17 protein-coding genes are annotated in these 18,236 nt (G+C 46.5%); 7 read left to right on the top strand and 10 right to left on the bottom strand.

Going from position 1 to position 18,236, the window contains the following annotated elements; all coding sequences use genetic code 11:
* Positions 1–230: 230 nt before the first annotated feature.
* The 8 genes from CPY98_RS02060 to CPY98_RS02020 all read right to left on the bottom strand — a co-directional run bounded on the left by CPY98_RS02060 (position 231) and on the right by CPY98_RS02020 (position 9,552).
* Positions 231–1,238, bottom strand: a complete 1,008-nt coding sequence (locus tag CPY98_RS02060) for a fimbrial protein (RefSeq protein WP_130992982.1) — start codon at positions 1,236–1,238, stop codon at positions 231–233.
* A gap of 16 nt (positions 1,239–1,254) precedes the next feature.
* Positions 1,255–1,935 (bottom strand): molecular chaperone, encoded by a 681-nt coding sequence (locus CPY98_RS02055; protein ID WP_096386172.1) that lies wholly within the window; start codon positions 1,933–1,935, stop codon positions 1,255–1,257.
* A gap of 243 nt (positions 1,936–2,178) precedes the next feature.
* Positions 2,179–2,712, bottom strand: coding sequence for a fimbrial protein (locus tag CPY98_RS02050; protein WP_096386169.1), 534 nt, complete (start codon positions 2,710–2,712; stop codon positions 2,179–2,181).
* A gap of 21 nt (positions 2,713–2,733) precedes the next feature.
* Positions 2,734–3,282 (bottom strand): fimbrial protein, encoded by a 549-nt coding sequence (locus CPY98_RS02045; protein ID WP_096386166.1) that lies wholly within the window; start codon positions 3,280–3,282, stop codon positions 2,734–2,736.
* A gap of 95 nt (positions 3,283–3,377) precedes the next feature.
* Positions 3,378–6,038, bottom strand: a complete 2,661-nt coding sequence (locus CPY98_RS02040) for a fimbria/pilus outer membrane usher protein (RefSeq protein ID WP_096386164.1) — start codon at positions 6,036–6,038, stop codon at positions 3,378–3,380.
* Between the two features lie 37 nt (positions 6,039–6,075).
* Positions 6,076–6,768 (bottom strand): molecular chaperone, encoded by a 693-nt coding sequence (locus CPY98_RS02035; protein ID WP_046450376.1) that lies wholly within the window; start codon positions 6,766–6,768, stop codon positions 6,076–6,078.
* A 56-nt stretch (positions 6,769–6,824) separates the two neighbouring features.
* A complete protein-coding gene (locus tag CPY98_RS02030) occupies positions 6,825–7,349 on the bottom strand; it encodes a fimbrial protein (protein WP_096386161.1) in 525 nt (174 codons plus the stop codon).
* A gap of 781 nt (positions 7,350–8,130) precedes the next feature.
* On the bottom strand, positions 8,131–9,552 hold the full coding sequence (locus CPY98_RS02020) for a PLP-dependent aminotransferase family protein (RefSeq protein WP_043490572.1): 1,422 nt from the start codon (positions 9,550–9,552) through the stop codon (positions 8,131–8,133).
* Between the two features lie 195 nt (positions 9,553–9,747).
* Between CPY98_RS02020 and CPY98_RS02015 the strand changes: the two genes are divergently transcribed.
* From CPY98_RS02015 to CPY98_RS02000, 4 genes are all read left to right on the top strand, one after another.
* Positions 9,748–11,151: a cytochrome ubiquinol oxidase subunit I gene (locus CPY98_RS02015; RefSeq protein WP_096386159.1), complete on the top strand. Its 1,404-nt coding sequence runs from the start codon at positions 9,748–9,750 to the stop codon at positions 11,149–11,151.
* Positions 11,151–12,158, top strand: coding sequence for a cytochrome d ubiquinol oxidase subunit II (cydB, locus tag CPY98_RS02010; protein WP_096386156.1), 1,008 nt, complete (start codon positions 11,151–11,153; stop codon positions 12,156–12,158). The genes CPY98_RS02015 and cydB overlap by 1 nt, the downstream gene beginning before the upstream one ends.
* A gap of 16 nt (positions 12,159–12,174) precedes the next feature.
* Complete coding sequence (locus tag CPY98_RS02005) at positions 12,175–12,327, top strand: DUF2474 domain-containing protein (RefSeq protein WP_072053386.1); 153 nt, start codon at positions 12,175–12,177, stop codon at positions 12,325–12,327.
* Between the two features lie 69 nt (positions 12,328–12,396).
* Positions 12,397–12,867: a YlaC family protein gene (locus CPY98_RS02000; protein WP_025798632.1), complete on the top strand. Its 471-nt coding sequence runs from the start codon at positions 12,397–12,399 to the stop codon at positions 12,865–12,867.
* A gap of 129 nt (positions 12,868–12,996) precedes the next feature.
* On the opposite strand, the gene CPY98_RS01995 is transcribed toward CPY98_RS02000, so the two are convergent.
* A complete protein-coding gene (locus tag CPY98_RS01995) occupies positions 12,997–13,914 on the bottom strand; it encodes a bestrophin family protein (RefSeq protein WP_043490559.1) in 918 nt (305 codons plus the stop codon).
* Between the two features lie 356 nt (positions 13,915–14,270).
* On the opposite strand from CPY98_RS01995, the gene CPY98_RS01990 reads away from it, so the two are divergent.
* The 3 genes from CPY98_RS01990 to CPY98_RS01980 all read left to right on the top strand — a co-directional run bounded on the left by CPY98_RS01990 (position 14,271) and on the right by CPY98_RS01980 (position 16,790).
* Positions 14,271–14,570 (top strand): cupin, encoded by a 300-nt coding sequence (locus CPY98_RS01990; protein ID WP_025798627.1) that lies wholly within the window; start codon positions 14,271–14,273, stop codon positions 14,568–14,570.
* Between the two features lie 216 nt (positions 14,571–14,786).
* On the top strand, positions 14,787–16,013 hold the full coding sequence (locus CPY98_RS01985; RefSeq protein ID WP_096386154.1) for an MFS transporter: 1,227 nt from the start codon (positions 14,787–14,789) through the stop codon (positions 16,011–16,013).
* Between the two features lie 204 nt (positions 16,014–16,217).
* Positions 16,218–16,790 carry an HdeD family acid-resistance protein gene (locus CPY98_RS01980; protein WP_025798622.1) on the top strand — a complete coding sequence of 191 codons (573 nt, stop codon included), beginning with the start codon at positions 16,218–16,220 and terminating at the stop codon, positions 16,788–16,790.
* A gap of 270 nt (positions 16,791–17,060) precedes the next feature.
* On the opposite strand, the gene fucO is transcribed toward CPY98_RS01980, so the two are convergent.
* A complete protein-coding gene (gene fucO, locus CPY98_RS01975; RefSeq protein ID WP_096386151.1) occupies positions 17,061–18,209 on the bottom strand; it encodes a lactaldehyde reductase in 1,149 nt (382 codons plus the stop codon).
* Between the last annotated feature and the right edge of the window lie 27 nt (positions 18,210–18,236).

Raw genomic sequence — 18,236 nt, 5'->3', positions numbered from 1 at the left:
CCGATGTTTATTATATCAGCTGGTAATTTTTAAATAATCTAAAAAGTTAGTTCAGAGATAACATAAATCTCATTAATGAAATATATAATGTTATTTATATTTAATTAAACAAACCATACATGCCATTAATTTTTCCTTACTCATATTATTGTGAACTATAATTCTTATCTAAATATAATTAATGAAGTAGTATTCATAAATGCACCTCATATGAATATCAGGAAAAGCGGTTACTCATATGTCATCGTCAAATAAGCCACTGCACTGACCTTACCCATGGTCACTTTTTCATGAGTCTGATACATACGCGTCGCCAGTTCAATATTCTCAGTGGTTGATGATGACTCCTTGAATAACGATTTCTCACCAAACACTACGGCAGCGCCTTCTGCATAACTCAGCTGCACCCCCAACCCTGTTGCGCTGTTATCTTGTGTAAGTAATTGAATCACTCCTGCTACATTTGCAGGATCCTGGGTTGCATCAATCGTTGTGGATATTTTGGTGCCTGCATAACAATTTAGTGGGATCTTAAAATGACTCCAGGCACTGGCTGACCCAACACCAGTAAAAGTAGTGTCATTTACATTACCAAGATCAACATTGACTGAAGATTGAACCGTACACCCGACTAAATTAACCACAAAACGGGTATTACTTAATGAAACCTGATTGGTCACCAGATCACCATATTGGGTACTAGCCAATGGATTTGGGAACACAGTGCTACCACTGGCATAGTTACCCGTGCTCCAAAACTGAATTTTATATTCCGAAGCAGGGGAATATTGCTTTTGATCACCCTGTATCATGACTGATTGGCTTTTCCGTGGGTATTCTAACACCCTGTCTGATGATACTTCATGACTGTTAGAATAGAATACTTTCACCCCGATACCAGGAATTCCGGTATCATAAATAGAGTCTCCAACGGCAGACAACGTCATATTGTTCATATATCCACCTTGCACGGAAAAAGTCTTGCTACTGTCGCCAGCAAGCCCGCACGTTATTGCTGTAGATCCCCCATTGAGCCAGCCCGAATCCCATAAAAGAGTCTTAACCGGCATACCCGCACGGATATTGATAACAGGCGCCAAAGCAAGGGTGGATATGTTCATTGCATATCCAGAATCGAACTTACACGTTGCCTCATTACCCTGCGCATAGGATGCTTTAACAGATAATACTGATGTGAGCAGCACGGCTGAGGTGAATAAAAAATATCTTGATTTCAAAATATCAGCTCCCTGTTTAGAGTATTTTTTTCTCGACCGTCGTCGGGCTACCTGAATCCGTGATAGCCTGCCACGTTACAATCCTAGTATTATCTTCATCTTTTGGTAGGCTGAACGTTACAGAGCTTTTCGGAGCCACCATTGTCGCTTCTTTTATATCCCTATCATTTACCTTAAATTTGTAGAAGGTAATATAAAAATCTGTAGGGTTGGTCACTTTAATTTCAGAACCATCTGCGTTAAAAATGATTTTTTTATAAGCCTCATCTGGACTGCCTGCTAAATTTTCCGGCCGATAGAATAATTTTAATCGAGATTTAACAATTAACTGCAAGCTATCTTTAGTAGTTTTGTTATCAGTACTTGGAATAGATTTAATATCTAACCAAAATTGAGACTCCCGATCCTTAGGTAAATTATCACGAGTTTTAATAATTCTTAAAGAATGCTCCTCATTACCCTCTAAGCGAAACAATGGAGGGATGATAATAAACGATGGCTTGCTACCTGGATTTGGTTCCACCCAGGACTGAACAAGATATATATTCGCTGCATCGGTATTTTTTATGGGCAATGCAGCTTCATTAGCACTAGAGTTATAAATAACTCTAGTGCTACCTATCTGTACATCGGCCATGACTAAAACTGGTGCCAGAGTCAGTGAACTTGCCAATAGAAAACTAATGTATTTTTTCATAACTCCAGCGTTTATTCATTTACTTTAACAAGAGAGGTATTTCATTCATTTTCACACCAAAATGTTCTATGAAAATGATACCTTCGATGATAGCCACTTTACCCACTATCATCGCCCCGTTACTTAATGGTGACCTAATATTTATCTACGTAATAACAAACATTATATCTAACGTAATTAGAAATATTTAATCTGAACTCTGCTAGGTAAATATAAGACATCATAATTTACCCTGCAACTTAACTACTTGTAACCAAAGGCCAACTCCATTAAGCTCGAGACGCTACCGGAAATGGCTTTGCCCTGAGGTGATATCATCCTACCTTTTAGAACCATTTTAGCCTGCTGCTGTGAATCTACGGCCATATTACGCACTGAACCATTGCTTATGCGCGAGCCTGTATCATCTGCAACCTCAATAGCCACATGTTTACTGCTGCCTGTATTTTTAAAATAAACCGGATAATCAGGATCCTGCCCCCCTGAGAAATACACGACGACTTCAGTCGTCGTGGCTGGACACTCTGTCAAATTCAGTGAGAACTGCGACCACGCTGAGAAACTCCCCGCACTCTGCAGGCGTTCACTTAGCACCTCACCGAGGTCAACATTTCCATTCACAGTGTCCGGAGCAATGGTGCATGAAGGCGCTACCACTTTGCCACTGATATTCAGTTCACTGTCACCGTTACTTTCTGCTAAAGCCGCCAGCGGAATATTGAAATTAAATAAAGCAGCAGAGTAGAGTAAAATGAATACGATACTTTTTGTGTTCATGACTCTTCTCTTTTGGCTATTTTATTTATAAGAAAAGTTTATTGAAATAGCCGTACTGACATCACCAGCTCCTATTGTTGTGCTACTGGAAGAGTTTATCATACGTGCAACCACAGCAAACGATGCCTGACCGTTCTCAATGGCAAGGTCTCGTATCATTGAACCATTTTTCAATAGTTCACGGTCACCAGTACCTTCTGTATATCTGTCAAACTCAACATCCATAGCCGCTGCATCACCAGCGTTGCCGGACGTGTTTTTATAATAACTGCTATTTTGTGTGGATGGAGTACCACTGAACGTTGCGCTGACCGATGTAGTAGTCTCAGGGCAACCAATAAGTTTTATTACAAGTGGAAGCGTGTACTCCGAAGCTTTGTTAAGACTAGGATTATTAAGGTACGACGCTGTCATCACCCCCAAATTTATATCTGAACTTGTAGTGTCAACTGTACAAGGTGAGGCAGTGATATTGCTAGTTATTCTTACAATTGAATCTGCATTTGCTGATTGAAATATAACACTTTGCAGAGCAATAGCGGTTAGTGCATAAATCGCTTTTTTGTTCATATCTTACTTTCCTTGCGTGATATATATAGCCAAATTTACTGTTATTCATATCATTAACGATGATGTGAATAATTTTAAAAGACAGAAACCTATTGTTAATCAGGCAAACATTTCGCCTGTAATGTCATGAGTGTTTCTTCAGCAGCCTGCTTTTCATTAACCTGATAATGAACAATACAGTGCTCATCTGCTCCTTTGCCCCATTGCGCCTTAAGTGAGCCTTTGGCTGGTAAACCACTCAAATAAGCTTCACCATCTTCACCCACAATCCCTGCACTGGTTGCGTCTAACAGAGAAACAGTTGTACCAAATGGCACTGGTTTACCTGAAGGACGCATCATCATCATCATCATGCGATACCCCACATGAGTGGTGAATTTGGCGCGAACGACAGCCCCTCGGGTTGGGATAACATCTCTAACACTTTCATCGATTTCGACGTTTTTACCCAAACTAGTCGTATCCAATGAGACATTGTTGTGCCGATATGCTGTGATATAAGGCAATACGGCATAACCCTCATCGTCTGTTCTAACGCCGTTTTTATTCTTAACTTTAGTATCCCCCGCACCAGGCGCGGCAACCAAAGCGACGGTCTCCCCAAGCGGCTCGGAAAAGGTTATCCCATCACTATGGGTAATAATTCCGCCCTGCAAACCGTAATTAAGACGGCGCGAATCTTTGGTATAGCTGTAACCCACGTTTGAGTTACCGTATTTGCCCTGATAGCTCAGCGAGGTATTGCCGCTATAACCCTGCCCCTGATTGCCAACCCCTTGGCTAATGTTATAAGTAAGGTTGCGATCTTCAAGCAACGTACCGCTTAGACTGGTCTGCCGTTGGACTCTGCCATCACTATCACTGGTGCTGTTATAGCTTACCGATGCAGACGACAGCCATTTATCCAATGGAATCGATACGTTTAGCGAAAACTGCCTGTCTCGTTCTTCTTCTGTTATATAGTTGTCACTAACCGCAATGTTATAAGAAATGCCCTTCCAGTCATTGTTATAACCCCATTGTAAAGTCTGCTCTTTCGCCGAATCGTCCCAATAATCTTGTACGCTGGCGGAAAAAAATAAAGACCCCCAATTTTCTGGTAATGTTTGGTTAATAGAACCTTCAACACGGCTGCGCTTGTGAGTGCGAACATCGTACTCTGACAAGGTGTTGTCATCATCGTTAAGGTCGACTGACTCCTGCAAAGTATAGAAACCACTGGTTGAATAGCGATATCCCATCAAACGCAGATCGGTGCCGCTATCAGCAAAAGTTTTTGCATACAAAAATCGGTATGACTGTCCTTTGGAGACGCCTGAATCTGTCAAATCGGTTTTTGCCTGCGTAATATCGATAGAGACGGCCCCCAAATCTCCCAAGTTTTGCCCAATCCCTGCTGCGGCAGCCATATAATTTTCACTGGCCTGCACACCGCCATAAACTGTTGCCCCATGGCTCAAACCTTGTATCAGCGTAAACTGACCAAAATTAGGCTTAGATTGGCTATAACCACTCCGATATTGGCCAGCGGTCAGACTGTATTTTGTGTGACCTTCACGCTGCAGCATCGGTACCGACGCATAAGGCTGTATGAAAGTCTGCTGGCTACCATCCTGCTCTTTAATCACTACGGTTAAGTCGCCGCTACCCGCACTCGGATAAAGGTCATTAATCTCAAATGCGCCAGGTGAAACATAACTCTGGTAGATGGTGTATCCATTCTGAGTAATTGTGACCTGCGCATTGGTCTTCGCGATACCACGAACAATAGGCGCAAAACCTTGCTGACTATCCGGTAACATATCGTCATCAGATGCAATTTGAATACCCCGAAATTGCGAGCTATCAAAAATATCCGCTGAAGAGTAATTATCCCCTAAAATTAACTGGGATTTAATAGAAATAATACTACGTTGCAAATAAGTATTGATATTCTGCCATTCACGAACACCATTATTATCATTCCAGGCAGAATAGTTACGTAAACGCCAAGCCCCTAAATTCAGTCCGCTTCGTAAGTTGAGATAATAGCTATCATCCTTGGAATTATCTCCACTACTCGTTCCATTCGCACCAGTGAAATTATAATCAATCAGAGCAGCTGTAATACCATCATCCCAAAACTTAGGATCGACATATCCCCTAGCGGAGTGGGACATAAGCGCCTGAGGAATACTCAGGTTTAGCCTCTGCTTATTAAAATCGAAATCCGCTTTTGCTGCAGGTATTGACTGCAGAATATTGGTGCAAGCACCTTCGACCGCAGGGCTATTTACTTTAGCTTTTGCGTTATCAACCTGTTCAGCAGCAGATTTATCTTCACTGTTTTTGTTAAAGGCCTCGATAGCATCCGTTCTTAGACCATATCCTTTTAAGTCTTCTAGTGTAAGACAAGGAATTAACCCCGTTATTTCTTCATTATTCTTCGTTCCATTCTTACCTTTGCCTGAAGTACTTTTATCGGCAATAAACTCAACTTCTCGATGATCCGCAAGTTCATCATTGATATAAATATCAACGATGTATTTTCCTGGTAATTGACCACCAGTTGGGGACGAGAAAACAGATAGATCAATAGCAGTACCATCACCACCCATTTTTTCCAAAAAGGCTGGGTTAAAACTTGAGTCAGCAAAACAATTTGAAGATAAAAAAATGAGTGCTACTGCGCTCGGCTTAAAATATCTATTTAGTTCCATTAATAAAGGGCAGTTCGATACGGGCTCGCTCTTTTTAGATATTTTTACTGCTTGCATTTTTCTCTCTGCCAGCGAAATCAGTGACTACCGACAATTAATGGATTTCTGATGTGATCGGATTGGTTAGTCCGCCGAAATCGGTAATTGCGCGATAGGTTACATTGCCGATACCCCCACTACCTGCAGGCAGGGTGTAATGGGCTTCATCTTTAGGTAAAACCAAATTTACGCCAGGTATATCTTTACCTGCAATTTTCACCTCACCGAGGCTCACAGAATAAGCAGACGGATTTTTAACAATTAATTCATTGCCCTGATGTACCCACTGTAGCTGTGCTGGTGCATCTTCCGCTTTTCCAACTAATCCAGAGGGACGATAGAACATTTTTATGCGGGTAGTAATAGCCAGCTGTAATACGTTCTGAGGCCCATTTTCTGCAGGCATTGGTGGAATAGATTTTACATTTACCCAATAGACGGATTCACGGTCTGAGGGCACCTCACCTGCTGTTTTTACAATGCGAAGCATGTTTTCATTTTTAGCATTCAATCTGAACAGCGGCGGAGTAATGGCAAAAGGTACTTTCTTATTACCATTTTTGTCATCAACCCAAGATTGAATCAAAAAATACTGCTCCGTATTTTTATTATTTACGGTAAGGGAAGCTTCTTTATTATTGGCATTGTAAACTACACGAGTGGCACCTAAAGATATGCCGCCAGCAGCAAATACGGAATGTGAAGCAGCTATTAATGAAATAGCTGCTACTAATTTATTAATTTTCATAATAGTCTCTCTGGATTCCCGGCATCATTAATTAATGACACCGGTTAAATTCATACTTATTTATAAGCTATTTGGAAATCAGCCTGAGCATTGGCATGACCAGAGACAACAGGCACCTTAGTTGCTTTATAACGAGCTTTAAAATACAAAATGTTTTGACCATTGACCAGACTCATATCGCTGCTTGCCTTATTCATAGACACGATAGCTCCAGACTGATCGGTAATTTCAATACCTACGCCTTTTGCTGCACCAGCTTCACCACCGACCGCCAACAAATCAGTATCAATATCATCGGAGGTACCACGGAAAGTCACGTTGGCATTTTTCAATGTTGTTGTGTTGCACTCTTCCAAATCAATATTGAAGTCTTTAAATGCTGAAGTATCTTTTGCTTGCACAAAGGTAGATGACTGTACCTCGCCCAGCGGAACATCTTGATATTGAGTATCGCGGCTAACCACACACGGGCTTTCAACAATAGAACCAGTAAAGTTAATGGTTCCATCTTTTGCCATAGAACATTGGCTGAAAGCAGCGAGAGAAAGCGCAAGACACAAAACAGACTTATTTAAGCTCATGAATTTTTCCTTAATCTATAAATATGACATCCACTCATTTGGATGTTTTTGGGCAAAAAGCTAGCGTGCTGAGTACAAACATTGATTTTTTTAATCAATAAAAAATTAGTCTCACACCGCAGAAAGCATGTTAGTGATTTTTTTTAAAATGTCATGTTTAAAATAAACGAGATATGAATCAGGAAGGAAAAAGTCAGCTAACCAATTGTTTTAATTGACTCAATATAGATTAAGCCCTGCTAAATTCTAAGTATAGCCAAATTAAATTAAGCTCTATTTAATTTTGAATTAAAAAAAACTAAATGACATTTTATTTTAAATTGAATTAAATAATGCGTATCTTTAAATTTAATAACTTCATTATATTAAAGCACCATGAAATAAAAATCATTTTTATATATAAATTTACAATTAAATAAAACAACACTCAGCGTTCTTAAAAACCATCATGGTGTAGGGATGAGAATGTCACACGGCGGCATTTATCATTGGGAATGAGAACGTTATCAGCAAAATTGGCCGTTAACATACCCACGCGTATTGTGCTAAGCGAGATGCGCGCCATCCATCAGGCAGCACGCAGTGGCATTGGCTTGGCCTTTATTTCTGAATGGCTCATCAGGGAAGATCTCGCCAGTGGAAAATGAGTCAGCGTTCTCGATGAGTGGTGTCCCTATTTTGATGGGCTAAGGCTCTATTATCCCGGCCGCCGTCATCCGCCTGCCGAACTCAAAGCACTCATCGAGCTAATTCTAGAAATACGTGATAGAAAAACTGCCGCTTAATCAGCTATCCCCATCATTTCACGCACGATAACCGCCAGTTTTTGCACCGCTTTTTCGCTTTTGTCTGTCCATTCATGAGAGACATTAAAGCGAAAATAGTTGGTGTACTGATTGCTGGCAGAAAACATCTGGCCGGGGGCGATGCTAATCCTTTCATTCAGCGCTCGATGGTATAGCTCGGTCGCATTCACATTGATAGGTAGCTCGACCCACAGAAAATAGCCACCGTGTGAGTAATTAATATTCACGCCCTGCGGAAGATGTGCGCGCAGTGACTGCCATGCCGCATATTTTCGCTGCTCCATCACTCGGCGCAGACGCCGCAAATGACTGTCATAACTGCGAGTGGCTAAATAGTTTGCCAGCGCCAGCTGCATCGGTGCGCTGGTCGAAAGCGTGCTCATTAGCTGCAACTGCTGGATTTTTCTCGCCATATTTCCCGCCGCCACCCAGCCAACACGAAATCCGGCCACTAAGCTTTTCGAGAACGAAGAGCAATGCATGGTCATTCCCGTCTCATCAAAGGCTTTGGCCGGAAGCGGTTTTTCGCCGCCGGCATACAGCTCGCCATAAACGTCGTCTTCAATCAAATACACGTTATGCCGCTGTAAGAGCGCCACCAGCTGCTGTTTTTTCTCAACCGAAAGCGTGCAGCCTAACGGATTTTGGATATTGGTCATCAACCAGCACGCGCGTACCGGATAAGTCTTTAGCGCCTCTTCTAACGCCGCTAAATCAATGCCGAATTCGGGATGTGCCGCAATTGAAAGAGCCTTTAGCCGCAGGCGTTCCAGCGCCTGCAATGCACCGTAAAAACACGGATTTTCTACAATTACCCAGTCGCCCGGCTGCGTAACGGCCTGTAAACTCAGGTTCAGCGATTCTAATGCGCCCGCGGTAATAACGATCTCCTCAGGATCAATGCGAATGCCCTGCATGGCATAGCGTTTCGCGAGGATCTTACGCAGATCCTCATTGCCCGGCGGCAAATTATCCGTGGCGCTTAGCGTGGTCATCGCCCGCGCCACCGTGGTCAACGATTTACTAATTTGTTGGCGAGGAAACAGGGTTGGGTCGGGATACGCGGAGCCAAAAGGCACAATGGCGGGATCGCGGCTGGCCTGCAATACATCGAAAATAAACGCGTTGATGCCAACTTCTTCGGCACGCTGCACGGGTTCATGCGTAGGCGATGGGGCTAAAAACTTCGCCTGCGGCGCAACATAATAGCCCGACTGAGGACGGGAAACGATCCACCCTTGGCTCTCTAGAATTTGGTAGGCGTGCATCACCGTCATCAGGCTCAAACCAGAGTGCAAAACCTGCTCACGCAGCGACGGCAGCTTATCGCCAACTTGCCAAATTTCAGCGGTGATCTGCCCGCGAATGCGTTTTACCAAGTCTTCATATTTTGCCACTGCGCTCTCCGATAGGGTGTCGTCGCCATGATCCAAATCAAACTGTTATACATTAAAACAACATTTCTGTTTCTGTCATATCTATTTTACAGCCCGTAAGATCCCTTTCATCGTTCCGGCCCTGATCGCTCCGGCACTCCGTTTCTCACGCCTGCAATTTACCGCGCAGAACTTTATGTCAGTACGAGGCTGTCCATGTTCGGATTAGACGCATTCCATCTCGCCAGGATCCAGTTTGCTTTTACGGTATCCTTTCACATTATTTTCCCTGCCATCACTATAGGGCTAGCCAGCTTTTTGGCGGTGCTAGAAGGTTTATGGCTCAAAACGCGTAACCCAGATTACCGCACGCTCTATCACTTTTGGGCGAAAGTGTTCGCCGTCAATTTCGGCATGGGTGTGGTTTCCGGCTTAGTGATGGCTTATCAGTTTGGCACCAACTGGAGCGGATTCTCCCAATTTGCGGGCAGTATTACCGGCCCGTTGCTCACCTATGAAGTGCTCACCGCATTTTTCCTTGAAGCCGGATTTCTTGGTGTCATGCTGTTTGGCTGGAACAAAGTGGGCAAAGAGCTGCACTTTTTTGCCACCTGCATGGTGGCGCTCGGCACGCTGATGTCGACATTCTGGATCTTGGCGTCCAACAGTTGGATGCATACCCCACAGGGCTATGAAATCGTGAACGGTCAGGTGGTTCCGGTTGATTGGCTAGCGGTGATCTTCAACCCTTCGTTCCCCTATCGCCTGCTGCATATGACCACCGCCGCTTTCCTGAGCAGCGCTTTTTTTGTCGGAGCGTCTGCGGCGTGGCATCTACTGCGTGGAAACGACACGCCTGCCACGCGCAAAATGCTTTCAATGGCGCTCTGGATGGCACTGATTGTCGCCCCGCTTCAGGCCTTTATTGGCGACATGCACGGCCTCAACACCCTTAAATATCAGCCAGCAAAAATCGCCGCGATCGAAGGTCACTGGGAGAATAAACCCGGCGAAGCAACGCCGCTGATTCTGTTCGGGCTGCCCGACATGGAGCGCGAAGAAACGCGCTTTAAAATGGAAGTGCCCTATCTTGGCAGCCTGATCCTAACGCACAGTCTTGATAAGCAAGTACCTGCATTAACCGAATTTGCCAAACAGGATCGTCCAAACTCACCGCTGGTGTTCTGGTCATTTCGCATTATGGCAGGTCTCGGCATGTTGATGATTTTGCTAGATGCTATCGGTTTATGGCTACGTTATCGGCAGCGTCTGTACACATCGCGCCCTTTCCTGCATTTCGTGTTCTGGATGGGGCCTTCGGGGCTGATCGCCATTTTAGCGGGTTGGATAACCACCGAAGTGGGCCGCCAGCCGTGGATTGTGCATGGCCTGATGCGCACTAAAGATGCCGTATCTGCCCATGGCGACCTGCATATGAGCATCAGTTTGCTGACATTCTTCGTGGTCTACGGCGCGGTTTTTGGCGTGGGTTATGCCTATATGATGCGGCTGATCCGCAAAGGCCCTGAACCGATTATTCCAGAAGCGCATAGCAAAGCGTTACCTACCGCCGCCGGACGCATTGCCGCTAAGCCCTCTCATCAGCAGGAGACTCACTAATGGGTATCGATCTGCCGCTCATTTGGTTCGCCATCATTATTTTCGCCACCCTGATGTATATCGTGATGGATGGCTTCGATTTAGGCATTGGCATGTTGCTGCCCGTCACCCGTGATATGCAAGAGCGCGACATGATGGTCAACACCGTCGCCCCCGTGTGGGACGGCAACGAAACGTGGCTAGTGCTCGGCGGCGCGGCGCTGTTTGGCGCCTTTCCTCTAGCCTACGCGGTGATTGTTGATGCGTTATCGATTCCTCTCACGCTGATGCTGATCGCGCTGATTTTCCGCGGCGTTGCCTTTGAGTTTCGCTTCAAAGCGCTGCCTAATCATCGCGGGTTCTGGGACAAGGCTTTTATCGTTGGCTCAGGCTGCGCCACGTTTATGCAAGGTATCGTAGTCGGCGCCGTGATTAACGGTTTTCCCGTGTCGGAGCGAACCTTTGTCGGGGGTGCATTTGATTGGCTTACCCCGTTTAACCTGTTCTGCGGTATCGGCCTGATGTGCGCCTATGCGCTGCTGGGCAGCACGTGGCTCATCATGAAAACCAGCCATCATCTGCAAAATAAAATGTATCGCATTACGCACCCTTTACTGCTGGCTCTGCTGATTATTATTGCCATCATCAGCATTTGGACTCCGCTGGCGCACGGCGCCATTGCCGAGCGTTGGTTTAGCTGGCCAAACATCGTGTTCCTTTTACCGGTTCCCGTGCTGACGCTCGTGTGCGCCGGAGTGATTTGGCGCGGAACGCGCCACGGCGATCACTACTTGCCGTTTATGATGACCCTATTGTTGGTTTTCCTCGGCTTTAGCGGGCTAGGGATCAGTATCTGGCCGCATATCATTCCGCCTTCTATCGATATCTGGCAGGCAGCGGCACCGCCGCAAAGTCTCGGATTTATGCTGGTTGGTGCCTTGTTCATCATCCCAATTATTTTGGTTTACACCTTCTGGAGCTATTACGTTTTTCGCGGAAAAATCAGCGCCGACGAAGGCTATCACTGAGTAGATGAGGTAAAACATGACAACGATTGAAGCGCAAACGCCCCGCTCTCCGTTATGGAAACGCATGCTGTGGCTAGCGGCTATCTGGGCGGGAAGCGTGTTGGCGCTGGGCTGTGTCTCAATGCTATTCCGTTTATTAATGACGGCCGCTGGGCTGAAGTCACATTGAGCGCCATTAACCACACAAAAATGATAGAATTATGTTATCAAGCTGTAACATCAATACAGGTGACCGACCATGAGCGAAATTGAACGCATCCTTAAAGAAGAAATCGACAGGGTGAATAAAGCCGAACACCGCGATAATCGCCCGCGCTTTAGCATCAGCTTTATAAAAAAACATCCTGGGCTATTCGTGGGTATGTATCTGGCCTATGCGGCTACGTTGGCGGTGATGTTGCAGTCAGAAACGCTGGCAGACGTAACATGGGTGATGACGCTGCTGTTTGTGGGGTTGAACCTGTTCTTCTTTTTTGACGTCAATCCACGCTATCACTACGACGATATCGACGTTCTGGATCTGCGCGTATGCTTCAACGGCGAATGGTATAACACGCGAATGGTGCCGGACGCGCTGGTCGACAGCATTCTGCAATCCTCTCAGGTAGATGAATCACGCAAGCAGAAGCTACGCGCCATTATGCAGCGAAAATCTGAACTGTCGTTCTACGATATTTTTGCCGTGGGGCAGAATCGATCGCCGGTTTGATCCCCTCTCAATAAATGCCCCCACCCCAGCCCTCCCCTCGCAGGGGAGGGAGCAGACCTGTTCTCGATATTATTCAAGCGCTCGATCGGCTCCTCCCCCTGAGAAGGGGGAGGCTGGGAGGGGGTAAACTCAACTCAACAAACAATGATGATCCGGTTTCATCGGGATCGGTTTCTCATCATCTTCAATCATTTCCCGCAGATTGATCTCTATCGTGGCAGAAATCGCATTAAGCGGCAGATCGTTTGGCGCCATGCCAAAGGGATCTTCCAGTTCTTCAGCCAGTGAATCCAACGAGATAAAGGTATAGGAAATAAATACCGACACCAGCGGCGTGAGATAGTGTAAATCCGACACCAAGGCAAACGGCAGCAACGCGCAGAACAGATACACAGTGCGATGCACAATCAGGCTATAGGCAAACGGGATCGGCGTATTGGAGATACGTTCGCAGCCGCCAAGAATAGAAGAAAGATGATTCAAGTTGCTGTCTATCGAATGAAAACTGATGTCGCTAATCCGCCCCAATCGGCGCTGTTCACCTAACCACATCCCCATTTTCAACAACAGCGTATTACAAGGAGAGTGACTATTGAGCACCGAATTACGCTCCGATGGCGCCAGCAGCCGGTCTACATCAATACGCATATCAGTTTTACGCAGTTGATGCTTTAAGCAGTAGGTGAACGCAATCAGCAACGAAGTGAAATAGCGTGCCTGTTCTGCTGGATCCGGCATCAGGCTTTTCACTTCCCTTAGCAGCGAACGTTCGGTGATCAGCAAATTCCCCCACAGCAGACGCGCCTCGGTAAAACGCGCATAGCTGGCGTTATTACGAAAACCGAGAAAGATCGCAATGGCAACGCCCAGCAGGCTGAACGGAGCCAACGTCAGATTCACATCCAACATTTCATGCCACAGATAACAAACCACAGCGATGCAGGCAAAACCAAAATTTAAGCTTAAGCGGAAGAGAATTTTAGGTAACACGGAGCCATGCCACACAAATAGGCGGCGAAACCAATGTTGTTGGGGTCTAACAATCATAATTAAGGTGTTTTGTGACGGATGGAGAAAAACCTGCGGCAGAACTTTTAGAAACGGTATTCATTAAAAACAATGTTCACTAAAACAATGTTCGTTAAAAACGGCTTTCGTCAAAATCAGACAGGGACTGACGATCTCGGAATCGATCGACGCGCTAGTGTATGCCTGCATTTTCACTGCTTCAAGCGGTGATACGCCTAGCGAGAATTATCTGATTAAATTCACGCCGAATCCGCTTTATTCCCGCGAATTTCCCCAGCGTTGATGCTTGTTTTCCTCCAGAGTGTTAGGCTGTGCCCTGCTTTTTTTAGCAACTCACATAGAAACAAAAAACCGCAACAATAAGGATAGGTTTCATGGAGACATTCAAAGCACAGACTCCGGCTGAAGAATATGGCGTGGGCATCACCCGCCGTAGCGGAGTTATCAGCAACGGCAAACCTGCCGCTGAGTTAACGTTTGAGTCTGGTGCTTTTAGCCAGCTACGCAAGCAGATGCAAGGTAACACCACGCGCGTGGTTAGCGGAGAGTTTGAATTTACCGTTGGCGCAGAGACGCATCTGCTCATCGCCGGTGAATCCGTCAATATTCCCGTTAACATAATCAGTGGATGCTTCTGCCTTTCCACCGGAGTTTTGGTGGAAACGCCGCTCTAAAACGGCCCTCCCAGTGAATTAATATGAGAAAATTGTGATCCACATCAATTGTGGATCACCCTAAATTACCCTCTTTTACCCCGTTTTTCGTTCATTCATTCCTGCTTTAATGCATTTCATTCCTGCACTCAGGCTATTCATTCCCAGAATGGATCGCTGCCCTAGAGATAGCCTTAACATACTCACAGTTAATAAATATTTATCTGGAGCAGCATCATGAATATGACTGGCATGCAAAATTACAATCGCACCCGCTGGCTCACGCTGGTTGGCACCATCATTACTCAGTTCGCTCTGGGTTCCGTTTATACCTGGAGCCTGTTCAACGGCCCTCTGTCTGAAAAATTAGATGAACCCATCAGCCGCGTGGCCTTTTCCTTTGGTCTGCTGAGCCTCGCACTTGCGGTGGCCTCTTCCGTTGCAGGTAAATTGCAGGACCGTTTCGGCGTACGCAACGTCACTATCGCCGCTGGTGTGGTATTAGCGCTGGGGTTCTTCTTAACCGCGCACTCTAACAACCTGATCATGCTGTATCTCAGCGCCGGTATCTTGGTCGGCCTTGCCGATGGTGCTGGTTACCTGATGACGCTTTCTAACTGCGTAAAATGGTTCCCAGAGCGTAAAGGCATGATTTCAGCCTGTGCTATTGGTGCCTACGGTTTAGGTAGCCTTGGTTTCAAATATATCGATACCAGCCTGCTGGCCACTTATGGCTTGGAAAACACCTTCATGATTTGGGGTGGCTTGGCCATGGTGATGGTGATGGCTGGAGCAATGCTAATGAAAGATGCGCCAAAACAAGAAGTTGCTGCATCGAATGCGCAAGGTGAAAGCACCGCGCAGGATTACACACTGGCAGAAGCCGTGCGTCAGCCACAATATTGGATGCTAGCACTGATGTTCCTGACCGCCTGCATGAGTGGTCTGTATGTGATTGGTGTGGCGAAAGATATCGGTGAAGGCATGGTTCATTTGCCTGCCATGACCGCCGCCAGCGCCGTAACCGTGATTGCCATTGCTAACCTGAGTGGCCGCTTGGTGCTGGGCATTCTGTCTGACAAAATGGCACGTATTCGCGTTATCTCTCTGGCTCAGGTCATTTCCCTCATCGGTATGGGGACACTGCTGTTCGTTCCTTTGAATGAAGGTCTGTTCTTTGCTTCCGTTGCCTGTATCGCATTCAGCTTCGGCGGCACGATTACCGTATATCCATCGCTGGTCAGTGACTTCTTTGGCTTAAACAACCTGACTAAAAACTACGGCCTGCTGTATCTGGGCTTTGGTATCGGCAGCATCATTGGTTCCATCATCGCGTCAATGTTCGGCGGCTTCATCGTGACCTTCTCGGTGATTATGACTCTGCTGGTGATTTCGCTGGTACTGTCCGCAACCATCCGCATGCCAGGACACCGTGAAGAGCACAATCAGCTAGCCCACGTATAAATCTAGTTTTGAAGTAACACCTGCACTAAGCCACCGCCTGCGGTGGCTTTTTTCTTTTTACATTCCCTACCACTGGCAGCATTGCTTTCCATCTTTAATTAGACCGATTTCTGACATTCTTTGCGCCCATAGCACACTTGTCGTATGACTATAATAAGCCAGAGATTTAACTACCGAACGCAACCTCGAAAATGGAGAGTCATCATGTTAAATATCGATCGTAAAAGTTTGCTCGGTTTGGACGGAAACTTTCTTAAAAAACAGCGTACCTTGCTGTTAGTTATCTCCTTTCTGCTGCTCTTGGGTGGGATTTTCTGCCTGATTAACCCCTTTGCTTCCGGCGCAGCATTAAGCGCCATTGTGGGCACGCTGTTTATGCTCAGCGGTATCGGTTTGATTATCGGGATGATTGCCAACCGCACGCGTAATTTCTGGCCGATGGTGGCGGGCATTCTGATGGGCGTCGCATACATCATTATGGGCTACGTATTTATCACCAATCCGATGGTGGGGATTTTCACCATGTCGGTGATCTTAGCGACCCTCTTTGCCCTCGGCGGTATTATTCGTTTGAGCGCTGGTTACAAACTGCGTGGCGTTAGCGGAGGATGGCTACAAATCATCATTGGGATTTTAGACTTGGCGATTGCCGCCATGTTTATCACCGCCGGGCCAGCCATGTCAGTCACACTGGTCACCACTATCGTTGGGATTGAGATGCTGTTTAGCTCTTTCAGCTGTTTCCAAATCGCGGGGATGTTTAAGCGAGAGGCTTAATTTTGAAATATAGGTGAAAGGTTTCTTCCGCCTATAACACCAAGATGCTTTTTGCTTAGGCCTTGGCAGGACGAGCCGCCGAGACAGGGATGTCTCGGCGGAGTTTGGGGCGCCCCGGATGGGCGATACCAAACCGGAGCGAAAATGGCATCTCGGATAAAAGCGCGCGAGTTAAGAGGCCGCCTGCACATATGTCTTATGGAAGTGCATGAGCTAATTGGCGTCCGAAATATTTCACTTAAGCCTTCACTTACCTCAGCATACAAACCTTCACATTGCCGCCAGATACAGCGCCTCGATCTCTGCGATTTTCGCCTGGCGCGGATTCCCTCCGGTACAAACGTCGTCAAACGCGGCCTGCGCCAGCTCTGCGATATCTTCCTCACGCACGCCAACTTCTTTTAGCGAAGCGGGAATCCCCACATCACGATTCAGTGCCTCTACGGCTTGAATTGCCGCTTCTCGCGCCTGTTCCAGCGTGGCATGAGCCACATCTGCCCCCATTGCACGTGCAATCTGACGGTATTTTTCACCGGTGTATGCGGCGTTATAACGCATGACATGAGGCAGTAAAATCGCGTTGGCTACGCCGTGCGGGGTGTTATAAAACGCGCCTAGCGGATGGGCCATACCGTGTACCAAGCCTAATCCCACGTTAGAGAACCCCATCCCCGCCACATATTGTCCTAGCGCCATATCTTCAACGGCCTCTGGCAGACCGGCAACCGAGCTACGCAGCGAGCGAGCAATGATTTCAATCGCTTTCAAATGCAGCGTATCGGTAAGCTCCCATGCGCCGCGCGTGATAAATCCCTCAATCGCATGGGTAAGCGCATCCACACCCGTTGCCGCTTTCAAACTGGCAGGCATGCCGTCCATCATATCGGCGTCGATAAAGGCCACCAGCGGAATATCGTGAGGATCGACACAAACAAACTTCCGGCGATTCTCCTCATCGGTGATCACGTAGTTAATGGTCACTTCAGCCGCTGTTCCTGCCGTGGTTGGGATCGCCAAAATCGGCACGCTTGGGCTATGAGTTGGCGCAACGCCTTCCAAACTGCGCACATCCTCAAACTCAGGGTTGGCGCTGATGATCCCAATGGCTTTGCAGGTATCCTGCGGTGAACCGCCGCCAATGGCGATCAGATAATCAGCGCCACTCTCGTTAAACGTTGCCAGCCCACGCTGCACAACAGCGATAGTAGGATTAGGCACCACGCGATCAAAAATCTGATATTCCAATCCGGCGGCATCGAGTTTAGCGGTCACCTTTTCCACCACGCCACAGGCAACTAACTGAGCGTCGGTTACGATCAGCGCTTTACCATAACCACGGCGTAAAACCTCTGGCACTAATTCGTTCACCGCGCCACGGCCAAAAAACGATGTTTCATTCAAAATCATTCGATTTGTCATAATGAAAACCCTTTAGTGAGAAATATT

Source organism: Hafnia sp. CBA7124 (assembly GCF_002355555.1).
Classification (GTDB): domain Bacteria; phylum Pseudomonadota; class Gammaproteobacteria; order Enterobacterales; family Enterobacteriaceae; genus Hafnia; species Hafnia alvei.
The sequence above is the reverse complement of the archived record's forward strand: the minus strand, read 5'-3'. Positions and strand labels throughout refer to the sequence as shown.

Bases quoted from the DNA above. Each gene is read 5' to 3' on its own strand.
- CPY98_RS02055 (WP_096386172.1), bottom strand. From the start codon at position 1,935: ATGAAAAAATACATTAGTTTTCTATTGGCAAGTTCACTGACTCTGGCA.
- CPY98_RS02050 (WP_096386169.1), bottom strand. From the start codon at position 2,712: ATGAACACAAAAAGTATCGTATTCATTTTACTCTACTCTGCTGCTTTA.
- CPY98_RS02045 (WP_096386166.1), bottom strand. From the start codon at position 3,282: ATGAACAAAAAAGCGATTTATGCACTAACCGCTATTGCTCTGCAAAGT.
- CPY98_RS02040 (WP_096386164.1), bottom strand. From the start codon at position 6,038: ATGCAAGCAGTAAAAATATCTAAAAAGAGCGAGCCCGTATCGAACTGC.
- CPY98_RS02035 (WP_046450376.1), bottom strand. From the start codon at position 6,768: ATGAAAATTAATAAATTAGTAGCAGCTATTTCATTAATAGCTGCTTCA.
- CPY98_RS02030 (WP_096386161.1), bottom strand. From the start codon at position 7,349: ATGAGCTTAAATAAGTCTGTTTTGTGTCTTGCGCTTTCTCTCGCTGCT.
- CPY98_RS02015 (WP_096386159.1), top strand. From the start codon at position 9,748: ATGTTCGGATTAGACGCATTCCATCTCGCCAGGATCCAGTTTGCTTTT.
- cydB (WP_096386156.1), top strand. From the start codon at position 11,151: ATGGGTATCGATCTGCCGCTCATTTGGTTCGCCATCATTATTTTCGCC.
- CPY98_RS02005 (WP_072053386.1), top strand. From the start codon at position 12,175: ATGACAACGATTGAAGCGCAAACGCCCCGCTCTCCGTTATGGAAACGC.
- CPY98_RS02000 (WP_025798632.1), top strand. From the start codon at position 12,397: ATGAGCGAAATTGAACGCATCCTTAAAGAAGAAATCGACAGGGTGAAT.
- CPY98_RS01995 (WP_043490559.1), bottom strand. From the start codon at position 13,914: ATGATTGTTAGACCCCAACAACATTGGTTTCGCCGCCTATTTGTGTGG.
- CPY98_RS01990 (WP_025798627.1), top strand. From the start codon at position 14,271: ATGGAGACATTCAAAGCACAGACTCCGGCTGAAGAATATGGCGTGGGC.
- CPY98_RS01985 (WP_096386154.1), top strand. From the start codon at position 14,787: ATGAATATGACTGGCATGCAAAATTACAATCGCACCCGCTGGCTCACG.
- CPY98_RS01980 (WP_025798622.1), top strand. From the start codon at position 16,218: ATGTTAAATATCGATCGTAAAAGTTTGCTCGGTTTGGACGGAAACTTT.
- fucO (WP_096386151.1), bottom strand. From the start codon at position 18,209: ATGACAAATCGAATGATTTTGAATGAAACATCGTTTTTTGGCCGTGGC.